The organism is Saccharopolyspora endophytica (genome assembly GCF_018070075.1).
Taxonomy (GTDB): Bacteria; Actinomycetota; Actinomycetes; order Mycobacteriales; family Pseudonocardiaceae; genus Saccharopolyspora; species Saccharopolyspora endophytica.
Genome location: NZ_JAGPXE010000001.1, coordinates 352608 through 370271 on the forward strand (window position 1 = coordinate 352608; position 17664 = coordinate 370271).

The 17664-nt window shown below is 65.6% G+C and carries 19 protein-coding genes; 15 read left to right on the top strand and 4 right to left on the bottom strand.

Going from position 1 to position 17664, the window contains the following annotated elements; all coding sequences use genetic code 11:
- Positions 1 to 281: 281 nt before the first annotated feature.
- A complete protein-coding gene (locus KBO27_RS33365) occupies positions 282 to 713 on the bottom strand; it encodes a hypothetical protein (protein ID WP_246536094.1) in 432 nt (143 codons plus the stop codon).
- Positions 714 to 1030: 317 nt separating this feature from the next.
- Here KBO27_RS33365 and KBO27_RS01650 point away from each other — a divergent pair, with 317 nt between their 5' ends.
- The 3 genes from KBO27_RS01650 to KBO27_RS01660 all read left to right on the top strand — a co-directional run bounded on the left by KBO27_RS01650 (position 1031) and on the right by KBO27_RS01660 (position 4168).
- On the top strand, positions 1031 to 2056 hold the full coding sequence (locus KBO27_RS01650; RefSeq protein ID WP_210968211.1) for an LCP family protein: 1026 nt from the start codon (positions 1031 to 1033) through the stop codon (positions 2054 to 2056).
- A gap of 15 nt (positions 2057 to 2071) precedes the next feature.
- Entirely contained in the window at positions 2072 to 2440 is a 369-nt protein-coding gene (locus KBO27_RS01655; RefSeq protein ID WP_210968212.1) for a hypothetical protein, read from the top strand.
- A 183-nt stretch (positions 2441 to 2623) separates the two neighbouring features.
- Positions 2624 to 4168, top strand: coding sequence for a serine/threonine-protein kinase (locus KBO27_RS01660; RefSeq protein WP_210968213.1), 1545 nt, complete (start codon positions 2624 to 2626; stop codon positions 4166 to 4168).
- Positions 4169 to 6581: 2413 nt separating this feature from the next.
- On the opposite strand, the gene KBO27_RS01665 is transcribed toward KBO27_RS01660, so the two are convergent.
- Positions 6582 to 7595, bottom strand: coding sequence for a pentapeptide repeat-containing protein (locus KBO27_RS01665; RefSeq protein WP_210968214.1), 1014 nt, complete (start codon positions 7593 to 7595; stop codon positions 6582 to 6584).
- Positions 7596 to 8160: 565 nt separating this feature from the next.
- Here KBO27_RS01665 and KBO27_RS33370 point away from each other — a divergent pair.
- Entirely contained in the window at positions 8161 to 8331 is a 171-nt protein-coding gene (locus KBO27_RS33370; protein ID WP_307870193.1) for a MerR family transcriptional regulator, read from the top strand.
- Between the two features lie 27 nt (positions 8332 to 8358).
- On the opposite strand, the gene KBO27_RS01675 is transcribed toward KBO27_RS33370, so the two are convergent.
- A complete protein-coding gene (locus tag KBO27_RS01675) occupies positions 8359 to 9030 on the bottom strand; it encodes an HAD family hydrolase (protein ID WP_210968216.1) in 672 nt (223 codons plus the stop codon).
- The gene (locus KBO27_RS01680) at positions 9027 to 9872 is read right to left on the bottom strand and encodes a winged helix-turn-helix domain-containing protein (protein WP_210968217.1); all 846 of its coding nucleotides are present in this window, start codon (positions 9870 to 9872) and stop codon (positions 9027 to 9029) included. The genes KBO27_RS01675 and KBO27_RS01680 overlap by 4 nt, the downstream gene beginning before the upstream one ends.
- Before the next feature lie 139 nt (positions 9873 to 10011).
- Here KBO27_RS01680 and KBO27_RS01685 point away from each other — a divergent pair, with 139 nt between their 5' ends.
- The 11 genes from KBO27_RS01685 to KBO27_RS01735 all read left to right on the top strand — a co-directional run bounded on the left by KBO27_RS01685 (position 10012) and on the right by KBO27_RS01735 (position 17582).
- Entirely contained in the window at positions 10012 to 10371 is a 360-nt protein-coding gene (locus KBO27_RS01685; protein ID WP_165943703.1) for a hypothetical protein, read from the top strand.
- A 293-nt stretch (positions 10372 to 10664) separates the two neighbouring features.
- A complete protein-coding gene (locus tag KBO27_RS01690) occupies positions 10665 to 10898 on the top strand; it encodes a hypothetical protein (protein WP_210968218.1) in 234 nt (77 codons plus the stop codon).
- A 104-nt stretch (positions 10899 to 11002) separates the two neighbouring features.
- Complete coding sequence (locus KBO27_RS01695) at positions 11003 to 11251, top strand: hypothetical protein (RefSeq protein WP_132680490.1); 249 nt, start codon at positions 11003 to 11005, stop codon at positions 11249 to 11251.
- Positions 11251 to 11430: a hypothetical protein gene (locus KBO27_RS01700; protein WP_132680491.1), complete on the top strand. Its 180-nt coding sequence runs from the start codon at positions 11251 to 11253 to the stop codon at positions 11428 to 11430. Before KBO27_RS01695 ends, KBO27_RS01700 begins: the two co-directional genes overlap by 1 nt.
- Before the next feature lie 82 nt (positions 11431 to 11512).
- A complete protein-coding gene (locus KBO27_RS01705; RefSeq protein ID WP_210968219.1) occupies positions 11513 to 12985 on the top strand; it encodes an FtsK/SpoIIIE domain-containing protein in 1473 nt (490 codons plus the stop codon).
- Positions 12986 to 13094: 109 nt separating this feature from the next.
- Positions 13095 to 13631, top strand: a complete 537-nt coding sequence (locus KBO27_RS01710; RefSeq protein ID WP_307870194.1) for a GGDEF domain-containing protein — start codon at positions 13095 to 13097, stop codon at positions 13629 to 13631.
- 12 nt (positions 13632 to 13643) lie between these two features.
- Complete coding sequence (locus KBO27_RS01715; protein ID WP_210968221.1) at positions 13644 to 13829, top strand: hypothetical protein; 186 nt, start codon at positions 13644 to 13646, stop codon at positions 13827 to 13829.
- A gap of 13 nt (positions 13830 to 13842) precedes the next feature.
- Entirely contained in the window at positions 13843 to 14754 is a 912-nt protein-coding gene (locus tag KBO27_RS01720; RefSeq protein ID WP_210968222.1) for a hypothetical protein, read from the top strand.
- Between the two features lie 115 nt (positions 14755 to 14869).
- Complete coding sequence (locus KBO27_RS01725; protein ID WP_210968223.1) at positions 14870 to 16243, top strand: replication initiator; 1374 nt, start codon at positions 14870 to 14872, stop codon at positions 16241 to 16243.
- Positions 16244 to 16245: 2 nt separating this feature from the next.
- Positions 16246 to 16425: a helix-turn-helix domain-containing protein gene (locus KBO27_RS01730; protein WP_210968224.1), complete on the top strand. Its 180-nt coding sequence runs from the start codon at positions 16246 to 16248 to the stop codon at positions 16423 to 16425.
- A gap of 230 nt (positions 16426 to 16655) precedes the next feature.
- The gene (locus tag KBO27_RS01735; RefSeq protein ID WP_307870195.1) at positions 16656 to 17582 is read left to right on the top strand and encodes a site-specific integrase; all 927 of its coding nucleotides are present in this window, start codon (positions 16656 to 16658) and stop codon (positions 17580 to 17582) included.
- Positions 17583 to 17664 lie beyond the last annotated feature (82 nt).

Below are 17664 nucleotides of genomic sequence, written 5' to 3' on the forward strand. Positions count from 1 at the left end.
GAACGTCGCCAGCGCCCGTTCCGACGTGACGTTTGGTCGGGTCGGCCAGTGAGCGCGAATCCACCCGTTCGGGCGGACCGAGGCGCTGCGCTCCAGGAGGCTGAGGTGGTGGCGCTTCGCGGGGCCGTCCCCGAACTCTGCGAAGGCGGACTGGCGGTGCATTGACCACCAGTCCGCCAACGCGGAGAGTGCAGTTCCAGAATGCCTCTGGCAAACGGAAGCCGATATAAGTGGAAATTCTCCCTGCCACTTTAGGCGTAGGATTTCCAGCTCGTCAGGCGTCAGCGGCGGAGGGCCTTGATGACGAGCTTGCCGCCGACGGCCCAGACGAGGGCGGCGAGGGCGTAGTTGAGGACGACTCCGAGGAGTTCGTCGTCGGGTGTGAAGACATCGCCGAGGCCGAGAACGAAGACCTGCGCCATCGTGTAAATGAAGGAAACGAATCCGTTTCCCTGATTGGCGTCGAAGACCACGAACAGCACGTGCAGCGTGAAGATCGCGATGACTACGCCCACGACGATGCGGATGATGTGGGCGATGCTCTCGCTGCTGTCGTCCCGACGACGGCCGTGCGGTGGTTCGTCGTAGTATCCGCCCTGGTGAGGCGGTTGCTGCGGGTACTGGCCCGGAGGTGGCTGCTGATACGGACCTGGCTGCTGCGGGTGGGGGTACCCCTGCTGGGGCGGCGGGCCGTAGCGCGGGTCGTAGTTCATGGTTGCGGATTGTGTCCGTTTGGACCCGGCTGAAACAACCCGGCCATCAACCGGGTGACGCGAGAGAGGGGTCACCCGAACGCGCAGCAAATCTGAATCCAGGTCAATTTGCTGCCGTGTTCAGCATAAATATCGAATTGATTAATGCAACTAAATTGCATCTTGGGTAGATGGTTATCGCGGTGTGATGACTCTGTGTTCAGACCGTAGGTCACCCGTGTGGGCTAGGCCCTACTTTCGTCGGTGTCGCTCTGCGATGCTTCGCGCCGTGCCGTCGGGGGGCGGATACGTGTCCGGCGATTGTTTCGGAAGGCGATATGACCTACGCACAGCGACAGCATCCCTACGGACCGCCGCAGCATTACCGTCCGCGCCGTCGCCCGGGCCGCAAGATCCTGGCGGTCATCGCGGTCTTCCTGCTGGTCCTGGTGGGGTTCTTGGTCTACGTGGACTTCTCGCTGAAGCGCGAGGACGCCATCCCGACCGACGGTGAACGCCCGGCCGATGGACCGGGGACGAACTGGCTGCTGGTGGGCTCGGACTCGCGCGAGGGCCTGGACTCCGAGCGGCAGGCCGAGCTCGGCACCGGCGACACCGCGGGGCGCCGCACCGACACGATGATGCTGGTGCACGTGCCCGCTGCGGGTGGCAAGCCGACGATGGTCAGCTTGCCGCGCGACTCCTACGTGTCGATCCCGGGGCAGGGCAAGGACAAGCTCAACTCCGCCTTCGCCCATGGCGGGTCGCAGTTGCTGGTCAAGACGATCGAGGCGAACACCGGGCTGCGCGTCGACCACTACGCCGAGGTCGGCCTCGGCGGGTTCGCTGACATGACCGACGCGGTCGGCGGCGTGGACCTGTGCGTGAAGGAACCGATGCAGGACCCGAAGGCCAATCTGGACCTTCAGCCGGGCTGCCAGACGCTGACCGGTCCGCAAGCGCTGGGATACGTGCGCACCCGCGCCACCGCGCGCGGTGACCTCGACCGCGTGGAGCGGCAGCGCGAGTTCCTCAGCGCGCTGTCCGAGAGGGCGTCCAGCCCCGAGGTGTTCCTCAACCCGCTGCGGCTGTTCCCGCTGATCCTCAACACCTCCAGCACGTTCCTGGTCAACCGCGACGACCACGTGTGGCACCTGGGCGGTCTGGCCTTCGCCATGAACGGCATCGCCTCCGGCGACGGCATCACGACGACCGTGCCCTTCGGTGGTTTCGGTGAGACCGACGCCGGTGGGTCGGTGGTCAAGTGGGACAAGCAGAAGGCTCAAACCTTGTTCGAGGCGCTGGCCTCCGACTCCCCGGTTCCGCCCGAGGTCATCACCACCGCCGAGTCGATGGGTGGCTGAGCGGAGGGGGCCGGTATGCGGGAAGCGCGACTGGGCGGTATCGGAGATGACGTGGAGGAGGCGTTGCGCAGCTACGAGGCCGCGCTTCAAGCCGACTCCGGCGGACGCCACGCCGACCCCGAAGACCGCTCTCCGGACCTGGAGGAGCTGCGGGTGCAGGTCATCACACGAGCTGAGGCGCTGCCGAGCCTCTGCCGGCCACGGCCCAAGTGCGAGCACTGCCAGGGGGAGTGCGAGGTCTCCGCGGTGCAAGTGCTCACCGAGGCCGGGCAAGCACCGCAGTTCGTCACCCGCAAGCGGCTATGCCCACGGTGCCGAGGCACCGGCTTCGCCATCGCCTCCGACCTCCAGCTCCCGCACGAACCACCCCGAGAGCCCGAGTGAGTTCGGTCATTAGGGACTATCTTCACTAATCCGACCGGGCTACGTAGGGTCGGCCGGGCCGACGCCCGCTCGCGGATGGCGGTCACACCCATCTCAGCGCGGGCGTCGGCACCAGCCTTCATGCCCCCCGGAACCGGTTGCCACAGGCGCGGTTCGGGCACAGTCAAGCAGGAAAGGCGACGAGTGAGCGAGATCGGCACGCTTCTGGCCGGCCGGTACCGCCTGGAACGGCAGCTGGGCAGCGGTGGCATGGGCGTGGTGTGGCTGGCCACCGACGAACTCCTGCAGCGCCCCGTCGCCGTCAAGCAGCTCCACGCCACGCACGGCATGGACCCACGAGCTGCCGACGAGGCACGGCAACGCGCCATGCGCGAAGGACGGCTGGCCGCCCGCTTGCAGCACCCCAACGCCATCGCCGTGCACGACGTCACCGAGCACGACGGGCTTCCCGTGTTGGTCATGGAATACCTGCCGTCACGCAGCCTCGCCGATGTCCTGGCCGAACAGCACCGCATGGCCCCGGAAACCGTCGCGGTCATCGGCTCTCAGGCCGTCCAAGCCTTGGCCGCCGCGCACCAGGCCGGGATCGTGCATCGCGACATCAAGCCCGGCAACGTGCTGCTCGGTGATGACGGCACGGTCAAGATCACCGATTTCGGGATCTCGCACGCCGCCGATGACATCGCAGTGACCAAGACCGGAATCCTGTCCGGCACCCCGGCCTACCTCGCACCCGAGATCGCCCGAGGAAATGGGCCCAGCCCGGGCTCGGACATCTACTCCCTCGGGGCCACCCTCTACGCCGCCGTGGAAGGCTTCCCGCCCTCCGGTGAGGACGCCGAGAACTCCTTGGCCCTGCTGCACCGCGTCGCCGCCGGTGCGACCCGGCCGGCCGAACACGCCGGGCCGCTCGGCCCCGTGCTCGACCGCATGCTCGACACCAGCCCGAACCAGCGCCCCACGCCCGAGCAACTGCATGCGGCACTGCACGCCGCGGCCTCCGGCCAACCCCTTCCCGGTGAGTTCGCCGTTCCCATGGAGGACCGCACTCAGGTCATCGGCCGAATTTCCGGGCACACCACGACCGTCGTGCCACCCACCGGCGGTCACTACGGCACCCGCCTGGACAACACCCCCATCACCGACTGGAACCAGCACCCCAGCCCGCAGCGCAGCACCCGCCCGACCCGCCGTCCGCTGCTCATCGCCGGGCTCGCTGCCGTCGCAATCCTGCTGATCACCCTGGGGATCGCGCAGCTCTCGTCCGAGGCTCCGAAACCTTCGGCCGACACGCGCATGGCCTCGCCCGCCGACCTCGAACGCGTCGTCTCCGACTACTACGCCCTGCTCCCCCAGCACCCCGACAACGCCTGGACCCGCCTGGGCCCGGCGCTGCAAACACGAGGGCAGCAGAACTACGAGAACGCGTGGTCCCAGATCTCCGACGTCGTCGTCTTCTCAGCTCCGGCCACCACCGGCAACGACACCGTGCACGTCGGTATCGAGCTGACCAAACCCGACGGCACCCGCATCAAGGAGTTCCACCAACTCGGGTTGTTGGTCGAAGACGGTGCGCCCCTGATCAACACCGACACCGTTCTCCACTCTGAAACCGTCACGCCTCCGCCACCCCCGCCGCCGCCTGCTCCGACGAAGACCAAGGAGCAGGAGGGCAAGGGTGAAGAAGAGAAGAAGGGCGAGGAAGACAAGAAGGGCGAAGACGACTGACAGGGTGACCACAAGCCGTCCGGTTCACGGTGGCATGGTGAACCGATTTCCTGATCACCAGCAAGCACGCCAGTCACGGGCTGTGGGGCGTGACATGCTCACCGCCCCGTTCTGTCGCGACCGGGCGTCGCCGAACTCCTCCGGGCAACCAGGTGTCCCGGCCGTTGCTCACGCCGGGCTGCGGTAGCAGAGGATCCGCAGGCATGTTCGACGTGCCACGCGATGCCTGCCGCTGGCCCGAAGCTCGCCGGCTGGCCGCTCGCCAGGTGGCCGACTGCTGGGCCATTCGCGGGTGTCGATGACCCAAGACGTGTACTTCGGTCCGGGGCAGCAGTCCCGCGCCAGTGCCGAAGCCCTGGCCTTCGTGGTACCCATCGAGGGGCCGGGGAAGGTCGGCAACCAATTGGCAACCGGGCCTCGGCAACAAAGAACCCCAGGCCGTATGACCTGGGGTTCTTGGTGGGCCGCCAGGGGATCGAACCCTGAACCCGCGGATTCTAAGGCGACGTATCCGGTTGTTTCCGGACCCATCCGAAGACCTCGTGTACTCAGGCTGTTTCACGTACGCAAATGGCCATTGAGGGCTGTCGCTGTCGGACGTTGACGGTCGTTTCGGAAGGGAAAAGGTTGGGTGCGGACTAGCGTGGTGTGACGGCCTTTGCGGGTACAAGCTGAGTAACAACCAGGCCGGGCTTGCCGCTCCGGTTCGTCAGCTCGAAGGTGGCGAGTGCCCACCAGTCGCCTACGCACGTCTGGTGCCAAGCTAGCAGCACGCCGGGGGCCGTGGCTGAGATGTCGATCCCGCCCGCTCGCACGCGGAGTGGGGTGTTGCCGTAGCCGACGCCGCGCTGTGGCGGTAGCGCCTGGGTCAGGCGGACCCAGATGGGTTGCGGGGTGTCCGGCCGTCGCCGTGTGCCCTGCCAGCAATCGCCACCCTCGTTCGTCACTTGGTGCCCGCTTCGACGTGAAGTTTGATCGGGTCGGCCAGAGAGGTGCAGCGGCCGACCCGCGTCGCGCCTTCTGGATCTTCCCCATCCTCCAGCTCGACACACTCAGGCTAGAACACACGTGCGAATGATCGCCAGTTTTGCGCATGTGCCGGGCGTGGCATCGCTCGATCGGCGGACATCGGTGCGGGGCGCGACGGGCAGCCTGACGACACATCGCCAGTGTGTCGGAGGTCGCAACTCAAAGTGATCGGTATCAGCCCGAAAAGGAGCGCAAGCCGAGGCTTTGAACAGCGAAAATGGTTGTGATCGCCGCCCCTTTCGCCAGTGTTACTGTGCTCAGCTTCACGTCCTGGCAAGGTGCGCGAGCGATTCTCCGCACCGTAACCTCCGGGCATCCGAGATCGACTTGGATAACTTCCGTGGCGGCGACGGGCTGAACGTCGCTTCCTCCGACTCTGTCGAGTCGGGGCGACTCCGGACGTGGGCAACAAAAGAAGTTGCTCCTAGACGGAGGAGGTAGGCCGTATGGCTGCCGCACGTCGCGGAAGGCGTTATCGCAAGGTGTCGCACCCCAACCAAGAAGTAAGCCGGACCCGCAGCTCGCTCAGCTTGGTGGTCCGGCTCCTTCTCTGGCTGGCATGGCAGGAAGTTCGCACTCAGCTTGCCCAGTGGTTCCATGACCACTGGGGCTGGTGGCCCTTCCAGTAGCACCACCCGCAACCCGGTCAGTGTTCGCAGCGCTGGCCGGGTTTCTTAACTGGGCTGCACCTAGCGGCTCAGCCCGGTCGGATCGTAGCTACTGCCCAGTCCATTTGCTACATCGTGGAGATTGAGAGATCTGTTTCATCAGGTGCCCGCAGATGGACCACAGGCGGGCAACCACGTCGAAAAGTCCAGGTTAGCGCTCACCGGCAGTGGTAAGGCGACAAACTCGTCAGCGTGCCCAGCACTGGTCTGTGAGTTCGCCGAGGTGCGCTGTGGCCTGCTGTTGCAGGATTCCGCGGTTGGCTTGCTCAGCTTCTGGCGTGCTCCTTCGGGGCCGCCTGCCGCGACTGGCGTCGGGGTGCGGCTGCCGACCTTTCCGATCGCGCCCGGTCGCGGTCGTCGGCCTGCCGGGACCGGTGAGCGAAGCGAGCCGCACGCCCGGCCGGCCGACGACCGCTTGACCGGGCTCGCATACAGGAAGGTCGGCAGCTCCACCCCGACTTGCATGCAGTGGCAGGCGGCCCCGAAGGGGCCGCCCTTGATGAAGTAGAGAAAGTCTAAACACGCGGAGCGGTGTTGCAACGTCCTACTTCGCTCGATGGATGAGACGCGATGGTCGGTTGATAGGTAGCACTGCTGCCCACGGTCTGACTTCGGCGCCATGGTTGGACGTCAGTTGAATGTCAAGACGGTCGCGAGCTCGTCAGAAGTGAACGCTTTCGCGTGTACCCGGGCAGATTTCACGGGCGCTGTCGTCTTCATCGCGGCGGCGCCAAATCTGGGGACAACCCAGTGACTGCGGTGAGGTTGGTGTTGGTGAGGTTGGTGTTGGCGAGGTCGGCGTGGGTGAGGTTGGTGTTGGCGAGGTCGGCGTGGGTGAGGTTGGTGTTGGCGAGGTCGGCGTGGGTGAGGTTGGCGTTTCTGAGCCAGGCGTCGGTGAGGTTGGCGTAGGCGAGGTAGGCGTGGGTGAGTTCGGCGCCGGGGAGGTTGGCGTTGGTGAGGTTGGTGTTACCGAGGTTGGCGTCGGTGAGGTTGGCGTCGGCGAGGAGGGCGTTGGTGAGGTTGGCGTAGGGGAGGTTGGCGTTGGTGAGGTTGGCCCGGGTGAGGACGGCGCTGGTGAGGTTGGCCCGGGTGAGGACGGCGTTGGTGAGGTTGGCCCGGGTGAGGACGGCGCTGGTGAGGTCGGCGTGGGGGAGGTTGGCGTTGGTGAGGATGGCGTTGGTGAGGTCGGCGTGGGGGAGGTTGGCGTTGGTGAGGTCGGCGCCGGTGAGGTCGGCGCTGGTGAGGTCGGCGTGGGGGAGGTTGGCGCCGGTGAGGTCGGCGCTGGTGAGGTTGGCGCCGGTGAGGTCGGCGCCGGTGAGGCAAGCGCCGGTGAGGTCGAGTTTGGCGCGGTGCCATCCCTGTTGCGGATGGGCGAACACGGTCGTCGCGGCTTGCACATCGGGTGCGGGGGTCGCGAGAGGGCAGCGACCTTCTGCGGTCCGGAGCTTCTTGGTGTTCTCGCGGACGAAGGTGCTCAGGACGTTCATGACGGTGGAGTGGTCGCGCTCGGAGTCGCGGGCGATGCGTTCCAGTGCGTAGATCCCGCCGAGGCGAACTTCGAGATTGTCGGCGGTGCCGAGTTGTTCGATGGCCTTGCTGAACCGGTCGGTGAGCTGCCCCTGCGCGGCAGCCTCGGCCTCTTTGCGGGCTTGCTCAGCCTGCGAGTTCGCCGCGATGTAGCTCGGCACGGCGAGTGCCAAGGTGGCCAGCACGGCGCCAAGCGTCAGCAACTGCGTCAGGTCAAGCTTCTTGCGTGCCGGTGTCCTGCGTGTCTGTACCGGGCGGCGCAATCCGAGTCCGACCGGTCGAGCAGGGTGCCGTTTCCGTTGGCGGCGGGCAGAACGGCGGCGCACTGTGTTCATGGTCAACACAGTGCCAAAGCGCCTAGGGAGGCTTGGGCGCTTCGAGTCAATCAGCCAAGCCGCCGCGGGTGCGGATGACACGCGACGCCCGGCATCGATCTCGTCGGCTCGGAACGTTCGGCCTATTGAGGACGCCGATAAGTGCGTGTCATGAGGTGGGCATGTTCCACGTGCCAGGTCATGCAGTCGAGCCCGATGGATCCGAGCCCGGCCATGACGCGACCGCAACGCTCGCCGCCGATAGGGCATGTCCACCAGGCGCGGCCATCGACGACGGTCACGTCTAGTTCGAACTCCCAGTTCCCAGCGCGAATGTCCACCACGCGGCAATCGTACGCAAACGCGACATTCGCCTGTATAGGTAGGCAGGCGCGGCATTCGGGTGGCTTTGTGTCTAAACGCGGGTGAACGTAGGTGAGTGCCCTCTAGATACGTGTCGACCGGAGAAGCTGCGAAGGCGATCGGTGTTGACCGTCGAACGCTTCAGCGTTGGGCGGTTGAGGGAGTCGTTGAGTCTGCGCTCGTGACTGCCGGCGGGCACCAGCGTTGGGACGTGGAAGACCTCAAGGCGCAGCTCCGGAAGCGGCGTCGAGGCGAGTCCTGACCTGAGGGTTCAGCTTGTTGGAACAGGTCAATGGCTGGGGGGTGCATCACCGATCAGTTCGGCCATGTGCTCAATGATGGCTGTGGGGTTGAACGGCGAGAGTCTGTCGCGCTTCCCGGGCTTGTTCGCGTAGGCGATCACGTCGGTTCCAGCTGCATGGGCGGCTTCGATATCTGTTGTCGAGTCGCCGATCATCACGCAGTCCGCGGCTTCTACCCCTTGAGCTCTCATGGCCTGGTGGAGGAGAAACGGGGAGGGTTTCAGCTGGGCGACCTCGGCACTGACCCGAGCTGAGACTCCGTTGGTGAACGACTCCAGCCTGCTGGCGTGTAGGTATGCCCGAACGGCCGTCTCGGAGTTGTTCGAGACGATCACGACCCGTACGTCGCGGTCTTGAAGGCTCTTCAGAACCTCGGCCGTACCGGGAGTCGGGGGAGCGAGTGAGACGGCACGGACTTCCAGTTCACGAAAGCGCTGTTCGACTTGGGCCGCCAGGTCGGGGAACTGAGTCGCGTACTCAAGCACGTCGAACGGGTCGCGGCTGTCCTCGACGCGTTCGGGTAGGCCCCTGGGGAAGAGCGCGCGGAGTTCGACGGCGACGTCGTGGTCACTGAGGCCGCCGAAGACCGCGCACACCGGGCCGTCGAAGTCGAGCAAGACGACCTTGCTTCGCTCGAGAATTTCGGTCGGCCGACTCATCGGGGCACCTTCCGCGCCACGGTGTTCCAGATGCTGTCGAACCACATCTGGGACTGCTGGATGAACAGGGAGCTCAGAGACTCCTCATCAGGTTCGGCAGCGTGGTGGAACAGGGTGGCGTCCTTGCCCATGAGATCCCAGATCGGTGTATCGGCACCTTCCAGGTTCACGACGTGCTCGCGGACCGGGTAGTAGCCGAAGAACGCTTCGAGCTGGTTGATCAGGTACAGCTTGAACAGCGGCACGGCCGGGTACACGCGAAGCTCTGCCTTGGCGTCTGCGATCAGGCCGATGCGCTCCATCTCGTTGACCGCATCAACGATGGCGAAGGTGTGGCGCTCCATGATGCCGGCCGCGCGCTTGCGGAACTCGGGGCTGTCGCCCATGTCCTCGACGCGGGCGGGAAGCGTCCACGGGACATCCGTGTCCGGGACCAGAAGACGCACGCGGACGAGTTCAGGGCGAACCCGTCCGCTCCGGATCTTGTCGAGCGGTTCCGTCAGGGCGCCATGCAGCGTCTCGCCTGAGAATCCCGCGAAGTCAATCCGCACCTCGGGCTCTTCGAACGCGCGCTCGAGGTGCGGACGCAGACCAACGGGGCGCTCGGTCCGCTCCCGTACGTAGACCCCGCTCCCTTGGCGGGAAACCACGAGACCCTCCTCGCGGAGGATCCGCAGCGCCTGCTGGATCGTCATCCGTGCGACGCCGTACCGCTGAGCCAGCTCGGACTGTGACGACAGCTTGTCGCCCGGCTTGAGCTTCTTCGTGAGTATCGAGGCTCGCAGCGAGTTCGCGACCTGCTGATACGGCGGCCTGGGGTCATCCGGGTCAAGTTCTGTCATTTGCCCAGGTTATCGCAGTGCTCCTTGATCTGACTAGCCAGCCTGGCCAACTTGTTGACATGGCTAGCCAAGCTGGTCTAATCTGTAGATGGCTAGCCAAGCTGGCCAACATTCAAAGAGATCAAGTGGAGGTAAGACAGTGCGAAACATCCCGGTCAACCTGCAGGGGCACAAACTCATGATCACCGAGGCGCCGACGCTGAAGATGTTCGAGAACGACCGAGGCGTTTCGGAGGTCGTGACCGACCGGCAGGGCGTCCAGCAGTTCGTGGTGTCGCTGTTCGCCAAGCGCAAGGCTCAGCCCGGTGAGTTCGCGGGCAAGGGTGAGGAGATCAAGGTGACCCTGACCGCCGACCCCGGCGAGGGATTCGAGGAGGGCGCCTACGTCGAGCTCATCGATGCGACGGTCAGCTACTGGGAGCGCAACGGTCGCTCGGGCCTGTCCTTCCGGGCCCACGGCATGACCCCGGTCGGCGCGCAGGTCTCGGCCGCCGCCTGACCGAGCCGCTGATCCTGACTGTTTCGTTCTGATTCTTTCTAAGCCGATTCCGGCTGCTTGTTGTTTGAGAATTCCATAGTGGGCCGAGCTATGCCCAAAACCGGTAGGAATTGCACCGGTAGGGCTTTATTGACCCCCGGCCGTCTGCGAATGTTCCGGGGGTCTTTATGGCCTTCGGGAAAGGAGATTTTGGAAATGTCGCTCAAGTACTGCCCGGCGTGCCACTGCGACAAGTGGCTCTACCGGCACTCGCACGACCAGTACTGCTCGGATCGAAAGTGGGTGGTGTACCTGTGAACAAGCTTCAGAGGGATCAGGCGCTGGAGGACCTGCGTCGGCTGTCCACAGAGCTCGCAGAGGCCTTCGGGACTGCTGGCGACGTGGCATACGCGGTGGACGTTCCGGGTGGTCCGACCGCGTGCGGCGCTGACATGCACGAGGTCACGAGCCAACTGCTCGCGTCGCTCCAGACCGTTGTGACCGTCATCCGCAGGGTTGAAGAGCAGGAGGGCGAGAGCGATGAGTGAGCTGTTCAATTCGCCGATCGGTTTTCACGGTTCGGGCTGCGTCGGCGGTCGGTAACCAGGTTTTCCCGGGAACGTCCCGGGTGAAAGGAAGAGGGTGATCGCTGGTGGAGATCTCGAAACAGCTGTTCCGGCGCAATTCGCGCGGAATCAAGCGGCTGTCGGCAATCGGTTCGCTGATGGATCAGCTGAACCAGGACGTGAACAAGGTCGAATTCCTCGACGGCGAGTTCGTCGAGGACCGGCACTACGCGGAGGCCCAGGAGTTGGCCGCTGCGGTCGCGAAGGCGGCGGACGCGGTTCGTGAGGGCATCGCTGAACACGGTGGATCGAGTGTTGCGAAGGAGTACAAGTAATGGCCAATGCAGACGGTGTGACCGGCACGGTGCGCGAGATCGACGCGACGATGCTGGAGCTGACCAAGACCGTGACCAGCTTCGGTGTCCCGAAGGGCTTGGGTGGTCCGTTGAACGGGCTCAAGCGAGCCGTGGGCGATCTGGTCGCTCACCTGGAGATGTCGCAGCGCAGAAGCTAACTGAACAACCCCAAGCACGGCAGGGCGTCGGATTCCCATAGCGGGAGTCCGACGCCCTTCTTCATGGAAAGGGCAGGCAGTCATGCGAGACACGCGAGTGGGCACGGAACGGACTCCGGCACGAGTGGTCGGCGGCTGGATGCTGCGGCACCCCCGCACGATGGGCAGCACGACGGCGGTGGGAACGGCGGGCGTGACGCTCGGCTATCAGACGGTGCTGTGGGCCGCTGGGATCGCGGTGCTGGCCGGTGCCTCGTGGCGGTTCCTGGACGCCCCGACCTTCGACCGCTTCGCCGGACGGCTCGTGCGTGCCTGGTGGAGACGATGGGTCATCTACCAGCGTCAGTGGATGCGCGTGGTCGCCTCCTGCGGACTCGTCACCGCTGACCACCGGGGCGATTCGCTGGTGCCGAAGCTGGTCGCGGTGCGTTCGAACTGGGTGTGGGACTCGCTGCACATCCGCATGGCCAAGGGCCAGGAACCCGAAGACTACGGCCAGGCGCTCGACCGTCTGGCGAACTCCTTCAAGGCCCACGCGGCCTCGATGCGCATCCTCCAGCCCGGCAAGATCGCCCTGGACTTCCAGCGCCGCGAGCCCTTCAACGAGATGGTGATCCCGCTTCCCGCCATGCCGGAATCGGTGGACGCGGTGGACCTGCGCAAGCTGGAGATCGGCCGGACTGAATTCGGCCGGCCTTTCCAACTCGACCTGGCCAAGCGGGACATCCACGTCCTGTTGGCGGGTGAGACGGGCGCGGGCAAGGGCTCGTGGCTGTGGGGCATCCAGCGGGCGCTGGCACCGCTGATCCGGGCCGGTCACGTCCGGCTGTGGGTGATCGACCCCAAGGGCGGCATGGAACTCGGTGGCGGCCGGGAGATGTTCCACCGCTTCGCCGACTCCGACCGCGCTGGACTGGCGTTGATGCGGGAGTACGTCGAGGCCCTGGACGAGCGCAAGTTCGAGCTCGGTCGTCAGGGCATCCGCAACGCGACCCCGTCCCGGGAAACGCCCCTAGATGTGCTGATCTGCGACGAGCTGGCCGCGATGACCGCCTACACCGATCGCGACATCCGGGTGGAGTTCCACCAGCTGCTGTCCAAGGGACTCACGCAGTTCCGCGCGGTGGGTGGCCGGATCATCGCCGCGACGCAGGAACCCACTAAGGACGTCGTCCCGATGCGCGGACTGTTCCCCACCAAGATCGCGTTGCGGGTCGATGCCGCCTCGTACGTGGACATGTGCCTCGGTGAAGGGATGCGGGACCTCGGCGCGTTCGCCGACAAGATCCCCACCTACCTCGCCGGTGTCGCCTACGCCAAGAACGACGGCCGCAAGGAGCCACAGCGCGTACGCGCGGCCTTCAGCACCGATGACGACATCGCCGAGCTGGTGGCCTTCTGCACCGAGCTCAACAACGTGACCCCGATCCGCAAGGAGATCGAACTTCCGGACGGCACCGTCACCAACCCCTACGAAGTCGACTTCGAAGACTTCGAAGACGACGAGGTCGAAGAGATCGAGCACTTCGAAGGCGACGACGAAGAGATCGCCTGACCAGGAAATTCAAGCGGCCCGCCCGAGAACTCTTGGCGGAGTCGGGCGGGCCTTACCTCGAATGGAGGCAAGACCCATGCTGGCACGACTCGCTTTGAGTGTCACGACGGTGACCACGGTGGCAGCCACCGGCTGCGCGTGGCGATACCGGCAACGGACCCTCACTGACCCGTTAACCGGACTGGCCAACCGGGCCGCACTGGAGACCGAGTTCCGGCGGCGGCGTCGCTCCGGTCCCGTGGCGGTGGCGATCGGGGACATGAACGGGTTCAAGGCGTTCAACGACACCTACGGTCACCGTTTCGGCGACCAGGTCCTCATCGAGGTCGCTCGAGTTCTGGCCCGGGAGACGAACCGCGGTGAACTCCCGGTCCGGCTGCACGGCGATGAGTTCGCCGTCCTGCTGCCCGGAGTGACCGACCAGGCCACGGCCGAACACCGCGTTCGGCAGCTTCAAGACTCCATCGCCCGGATCACCACCATCGACGGCCAGCCGGTCGAGGTCTCGATGGCCCTGGGCGTGATGACGATGCCGGCCGAATCGGCGGACCTGAGCCGCCTGCTCGGTTCGGCTGACGACCGGATGTACGGCGACAAGCACACCTCTCGATCGAGCACCGAAATTCGGATTCCTCAATCACAGTAAGGAGATTCACGCATGCACATCGTCCACGTTGAACTGTCCGGCAAGGGCGTGTTGATGAGCCTCGGAGTTCTGGCGTTCGTGCTGGCCGTGCTGGCGCTGGTCTGGCTGGTGTTCAGCCCGGCCGTGTCGATCGGCATCGGCGTCGGCCTAGTGCTGCTCGTGCGGGGCCTGATCAAGCTGTTCAGCCCGGCGCAGTAGGGAGGCACAACCGATGGCGCAGCCAGACCAGGACGACGCCGAAGAGGGCAAGACACGGCGGGTCCGCAAGCTCGGGGATCGGATCTCCGAGGCTCGGCATCTGCGGGGGCTGATCCGCGACCCTGACCTTCAGGCCGTGGAGATGGAGCGCAACGGGCGGCGGACCCTCGCCGGGCTGTGGTTCTTCCTGGCGCTGGGGCTGGTGTTCACCACCACGGGTGTGCAGCAGTTCCTCGCCGGGGACTCCACCAGGGATGACCCGCTGTGGTGGGCGGCCTGGACGGTTGAGCCGATGTTCGCGGGGCTGTTGATCGTGCTGCTGAACTTCGAGGCGAGGATCCTCGCCCACGGGGTTTCACCTGATCACCACTGGTGGTCCCGACTCAAGCGCGTCTTGCTGACCTCGACGCTTTTGATGAACGTCATCCCGCAACTGATCCCGCTGCTGCGGGGCCGGTGGGCGGAGTTCAACGCCGGTTCGGCGGTCGTGCACGCGATCATCCCGGTGATCGTCTACGGCATCGCCGAAGTCATCCCGGTCATTCAGGCCCGGCAACGGCAGGTCATCTTGGCCGCCTATGCCGCCGCAGACCCACCCAAACCGGAACAACCGGAGACCCCGGAACCGGGTGACGTGCAGGAACGGCCGGAGGTGCCGGAAAGGCCGGCCACCGAGTCCACCGAACGTCCGCGACCGGTGGAACGACCGGCCATCACCTCGGTCATCGGGAAATCGATGAACCTTCCGGCGGACATCCTCAAGGCGATTACCGACGTCTGGGAGCGCGCGAAGACCGAGGGCCGGGAGTTCACTCCGGCTGATGTCCGCCAGGTTGTCCGGCTGCCGGAACCGATGGCCGCGCAGATCGTCGCTGATCTCAACGCCACCGAACGCCCCGTCACCAACGGCCACGCCGCGGCCTGATGCGACGGCATCGCACAACTGAAGATCGCGAGTTCAACCCCTGCTCGGCGGGCATCCACCGGGCACGGGACCGACCTCCGTGGGTGCTCCGCCGAGCCCTCTTCTGGGAGGTCACATGGCATTGCCCGAAGTACCGGCTGTGGACCGCCTTGCCCGGCGGCTCCAGTCCCCGGACTACCAGCAGTGGCGCTCGATGGTAAAAGCCACAGGCGGATGCGCTCACCCGGTCCGGCTGTCCGGACACTGGATGCTCACCGACAAGACCACCGGCACGGTGCTGTCCAAGCCTGACGGCACCCCGGCGATGAAGTCCGGGCACCTGTTCGCCCCCTGCGGCAATCGCCGCGAGTCCGTCTGCCCAGCGTGCTCGGACCGCTACGCGGCTGATGCGTTCCACCTCGTGCGTGCCGGGATGTCCGGCGGTTCCAAGGGCGTGCCGGTCAGCGTGGCCGACAAACCGCGGTTGTTCGTCACCCTGACCGCCCCGAGCTTCGGGCCGGTTCACAACCGCCGGACCTCGGCCAACGGCAAGACCATCCCGTGCCGCTGCGGGCGCTACCACCACGAGCACGACCCGGCCATCGGTCAGCCCATCGACGCTGGCGTCTACGACTACACCGGGCACGTCCTGTGGCAGGCCCACGCCGGGAAGCTGTGGAACCGCTTCACCATCTACCTCCGGCGGCACATCGCTCGCGCGGCCGGCATCACCGAGAAGCAGCTCAGGGAGCACGCCCGGCTGTCCTACGCCAAGGTCGCCGAGTTCCAGAAGCGCGGCGTCATCCACTTCCACGCGATGATCCGCATCGACGGCCCCGAAGGAGCCGCTGACGCCGCGCCCTCGTGGGCCACGGCTGATCTGCTCACCGATGCCGTCCACGCCGCACACACTGCGACCGGCGTCGAAGCTCCCGAGATCGACCCCAGCACGCGGCTGCTGACCTGGGGCGATCAGATCGACGTCCGGCCGATCCGTGCGGTGGATGCCCACAAGGTCGAAGACGACCAGGGCGCCATCACCGATGACCGGCTGGCCTCCTACGTCGCCAAGTACGCCACCAAGGGCACCGGCAAGTCCGAGGCCGCCGACCGCCCGATCCGCTCCCGCGAGCACATCGAGCTCCTGGACGCCAGCGAGCATCACCGGCAGATCATGCGTACCGCGTGGGACCTCGGGGGCCTGGACGAGCTCGAAGGTCTCAACCTGCGGCGCTGGTGTCACATGCTCGCCTTCCGAGGGCACTTTCTGTCCAAGTCCCAGCGCTACTCGACGACCTTCAAACAGATCCGGGGCGACCGCCAGACCTGGCGGCTGGAGCAGAACCTCGACGAGATCGGCGTCACCGCGGATTCCGTGGCTGTGATCAACCACTGGGAAATGACCAGCATCGGCCACCGAGACCCCGAGGAACAGGAACTCGCCCTCGCCATCGCCGACCGCCAACGCGAAGCCCGAAAACACCGCTACGCCAACGAAAGGAGGGACTAGCCATGCGTAGTCTCTGGGGAACGAAGGATGTCGCTGAGTACCTCGGTGTCCCGCAGCGGACCCTCTACGAATGGCGCGTCAAGGGGTACGGACCTCCGGGGCGTCGAGTCGGGAAGTACGTCCGATACAAGCCTGATGATGTCGAGTCCTGGTTCGAGTCACAGAGTGAGGTGTTGGTCTGATGCCACGCCCACCACTGCCGATCGGTACTCATGGCGAGATCTGGACTCGCGAGCTTGAGGGCGGATGGCTTGCGCTCGTGAAGTTCCGTGACTTCGACGGAGTCACCAGGCCGGTTGAACGGCGGGGCCGGTCAAAGGCGGCTGCGGTTCGATCGCTCAAGGCCGCTCTCAGTGAGCGAGGCAAGCGACGGCCTGGGGCCGAGATCAGTCCGGACAGCAGGTTCGGTGACGTGGCCAAGAAGTGGCTGAATACCGTCGAGCAGCGTGTTGACGCCGGTGACCGGTCCCCGACGACTCTTGATCAGTACCGGAGCGTTCTGAACAAGCACGTGATGCCGGCGTTTGCCGAACTCCGGATCGGGTACGAGGTGACTGTGCCGGTGCTGGAGGCGTTCCTCCAGGCCACGCGCACTCACAAGGGACTCGGGGTGGCTAAGACCGCCAGGTCCGTGCTGTCCGGCGTGCTGGGACACGCTGTTCGGCACCAGGCGTTGGACCGAAATCCGGTTCGGGAGACATCGCGGCTGGAGGGACGGCGCAAGCGCGGGAATTCCGGGCGGCGGGCGTTGACCCGAGACGAACGGATCCAGTGGCTTGCCCAGCTGGAGGCAGACGAGAAAGCCACCAGGTGGGATCTTCCGGATCTCTCCAGGTTCATGCTGGCCACGGGAGTCCGCATCGGTGAGGCTCTGGCGGTGTATTGGGCCGACGTCGACCTCGATGACGGCGTGGTCTGTGTCGACTTCAACGTCGTCAGGGTGAAGGGAAAGGGCCTGATCAGGAAGTCGACCAAGACCGAGTACGGAGAGCGGACGTTGCCGCTTCCCTCGTGGGCTGTCGAGATGCTGCGCAAGCGGTTCATCGAGGCGGAGAAGCCGACCGACGGGCCGGTCTTCCCGGACAGCCTCGGAGGCCTGCGGGACCCATCCAACACACGTCGGGTACTGCGGGAGACACGCGGCAGTGCGGGCTTCGCCTGGGTGACCTCGCACGCGTTCCGCAAGACCGCCGCGACGATCCTGGACGAGGCGGGCCTCACAGCAAGACTGATTGCTGATCAGCTCGGCCACTCGCGTCCATCGATGACACAGGATGTCTACATGGGCCGTAAGGCGGTCAGTCGGGAGACTGCGGATGCCATGGAAGACGTCATCTGACGCGAGACATGCCAGCGACCGGCCTCCTCTGTGATCGAGGGGGCCGGTCGTGTTTATGCCAGCCACTGCCCTTCCGGCGGGC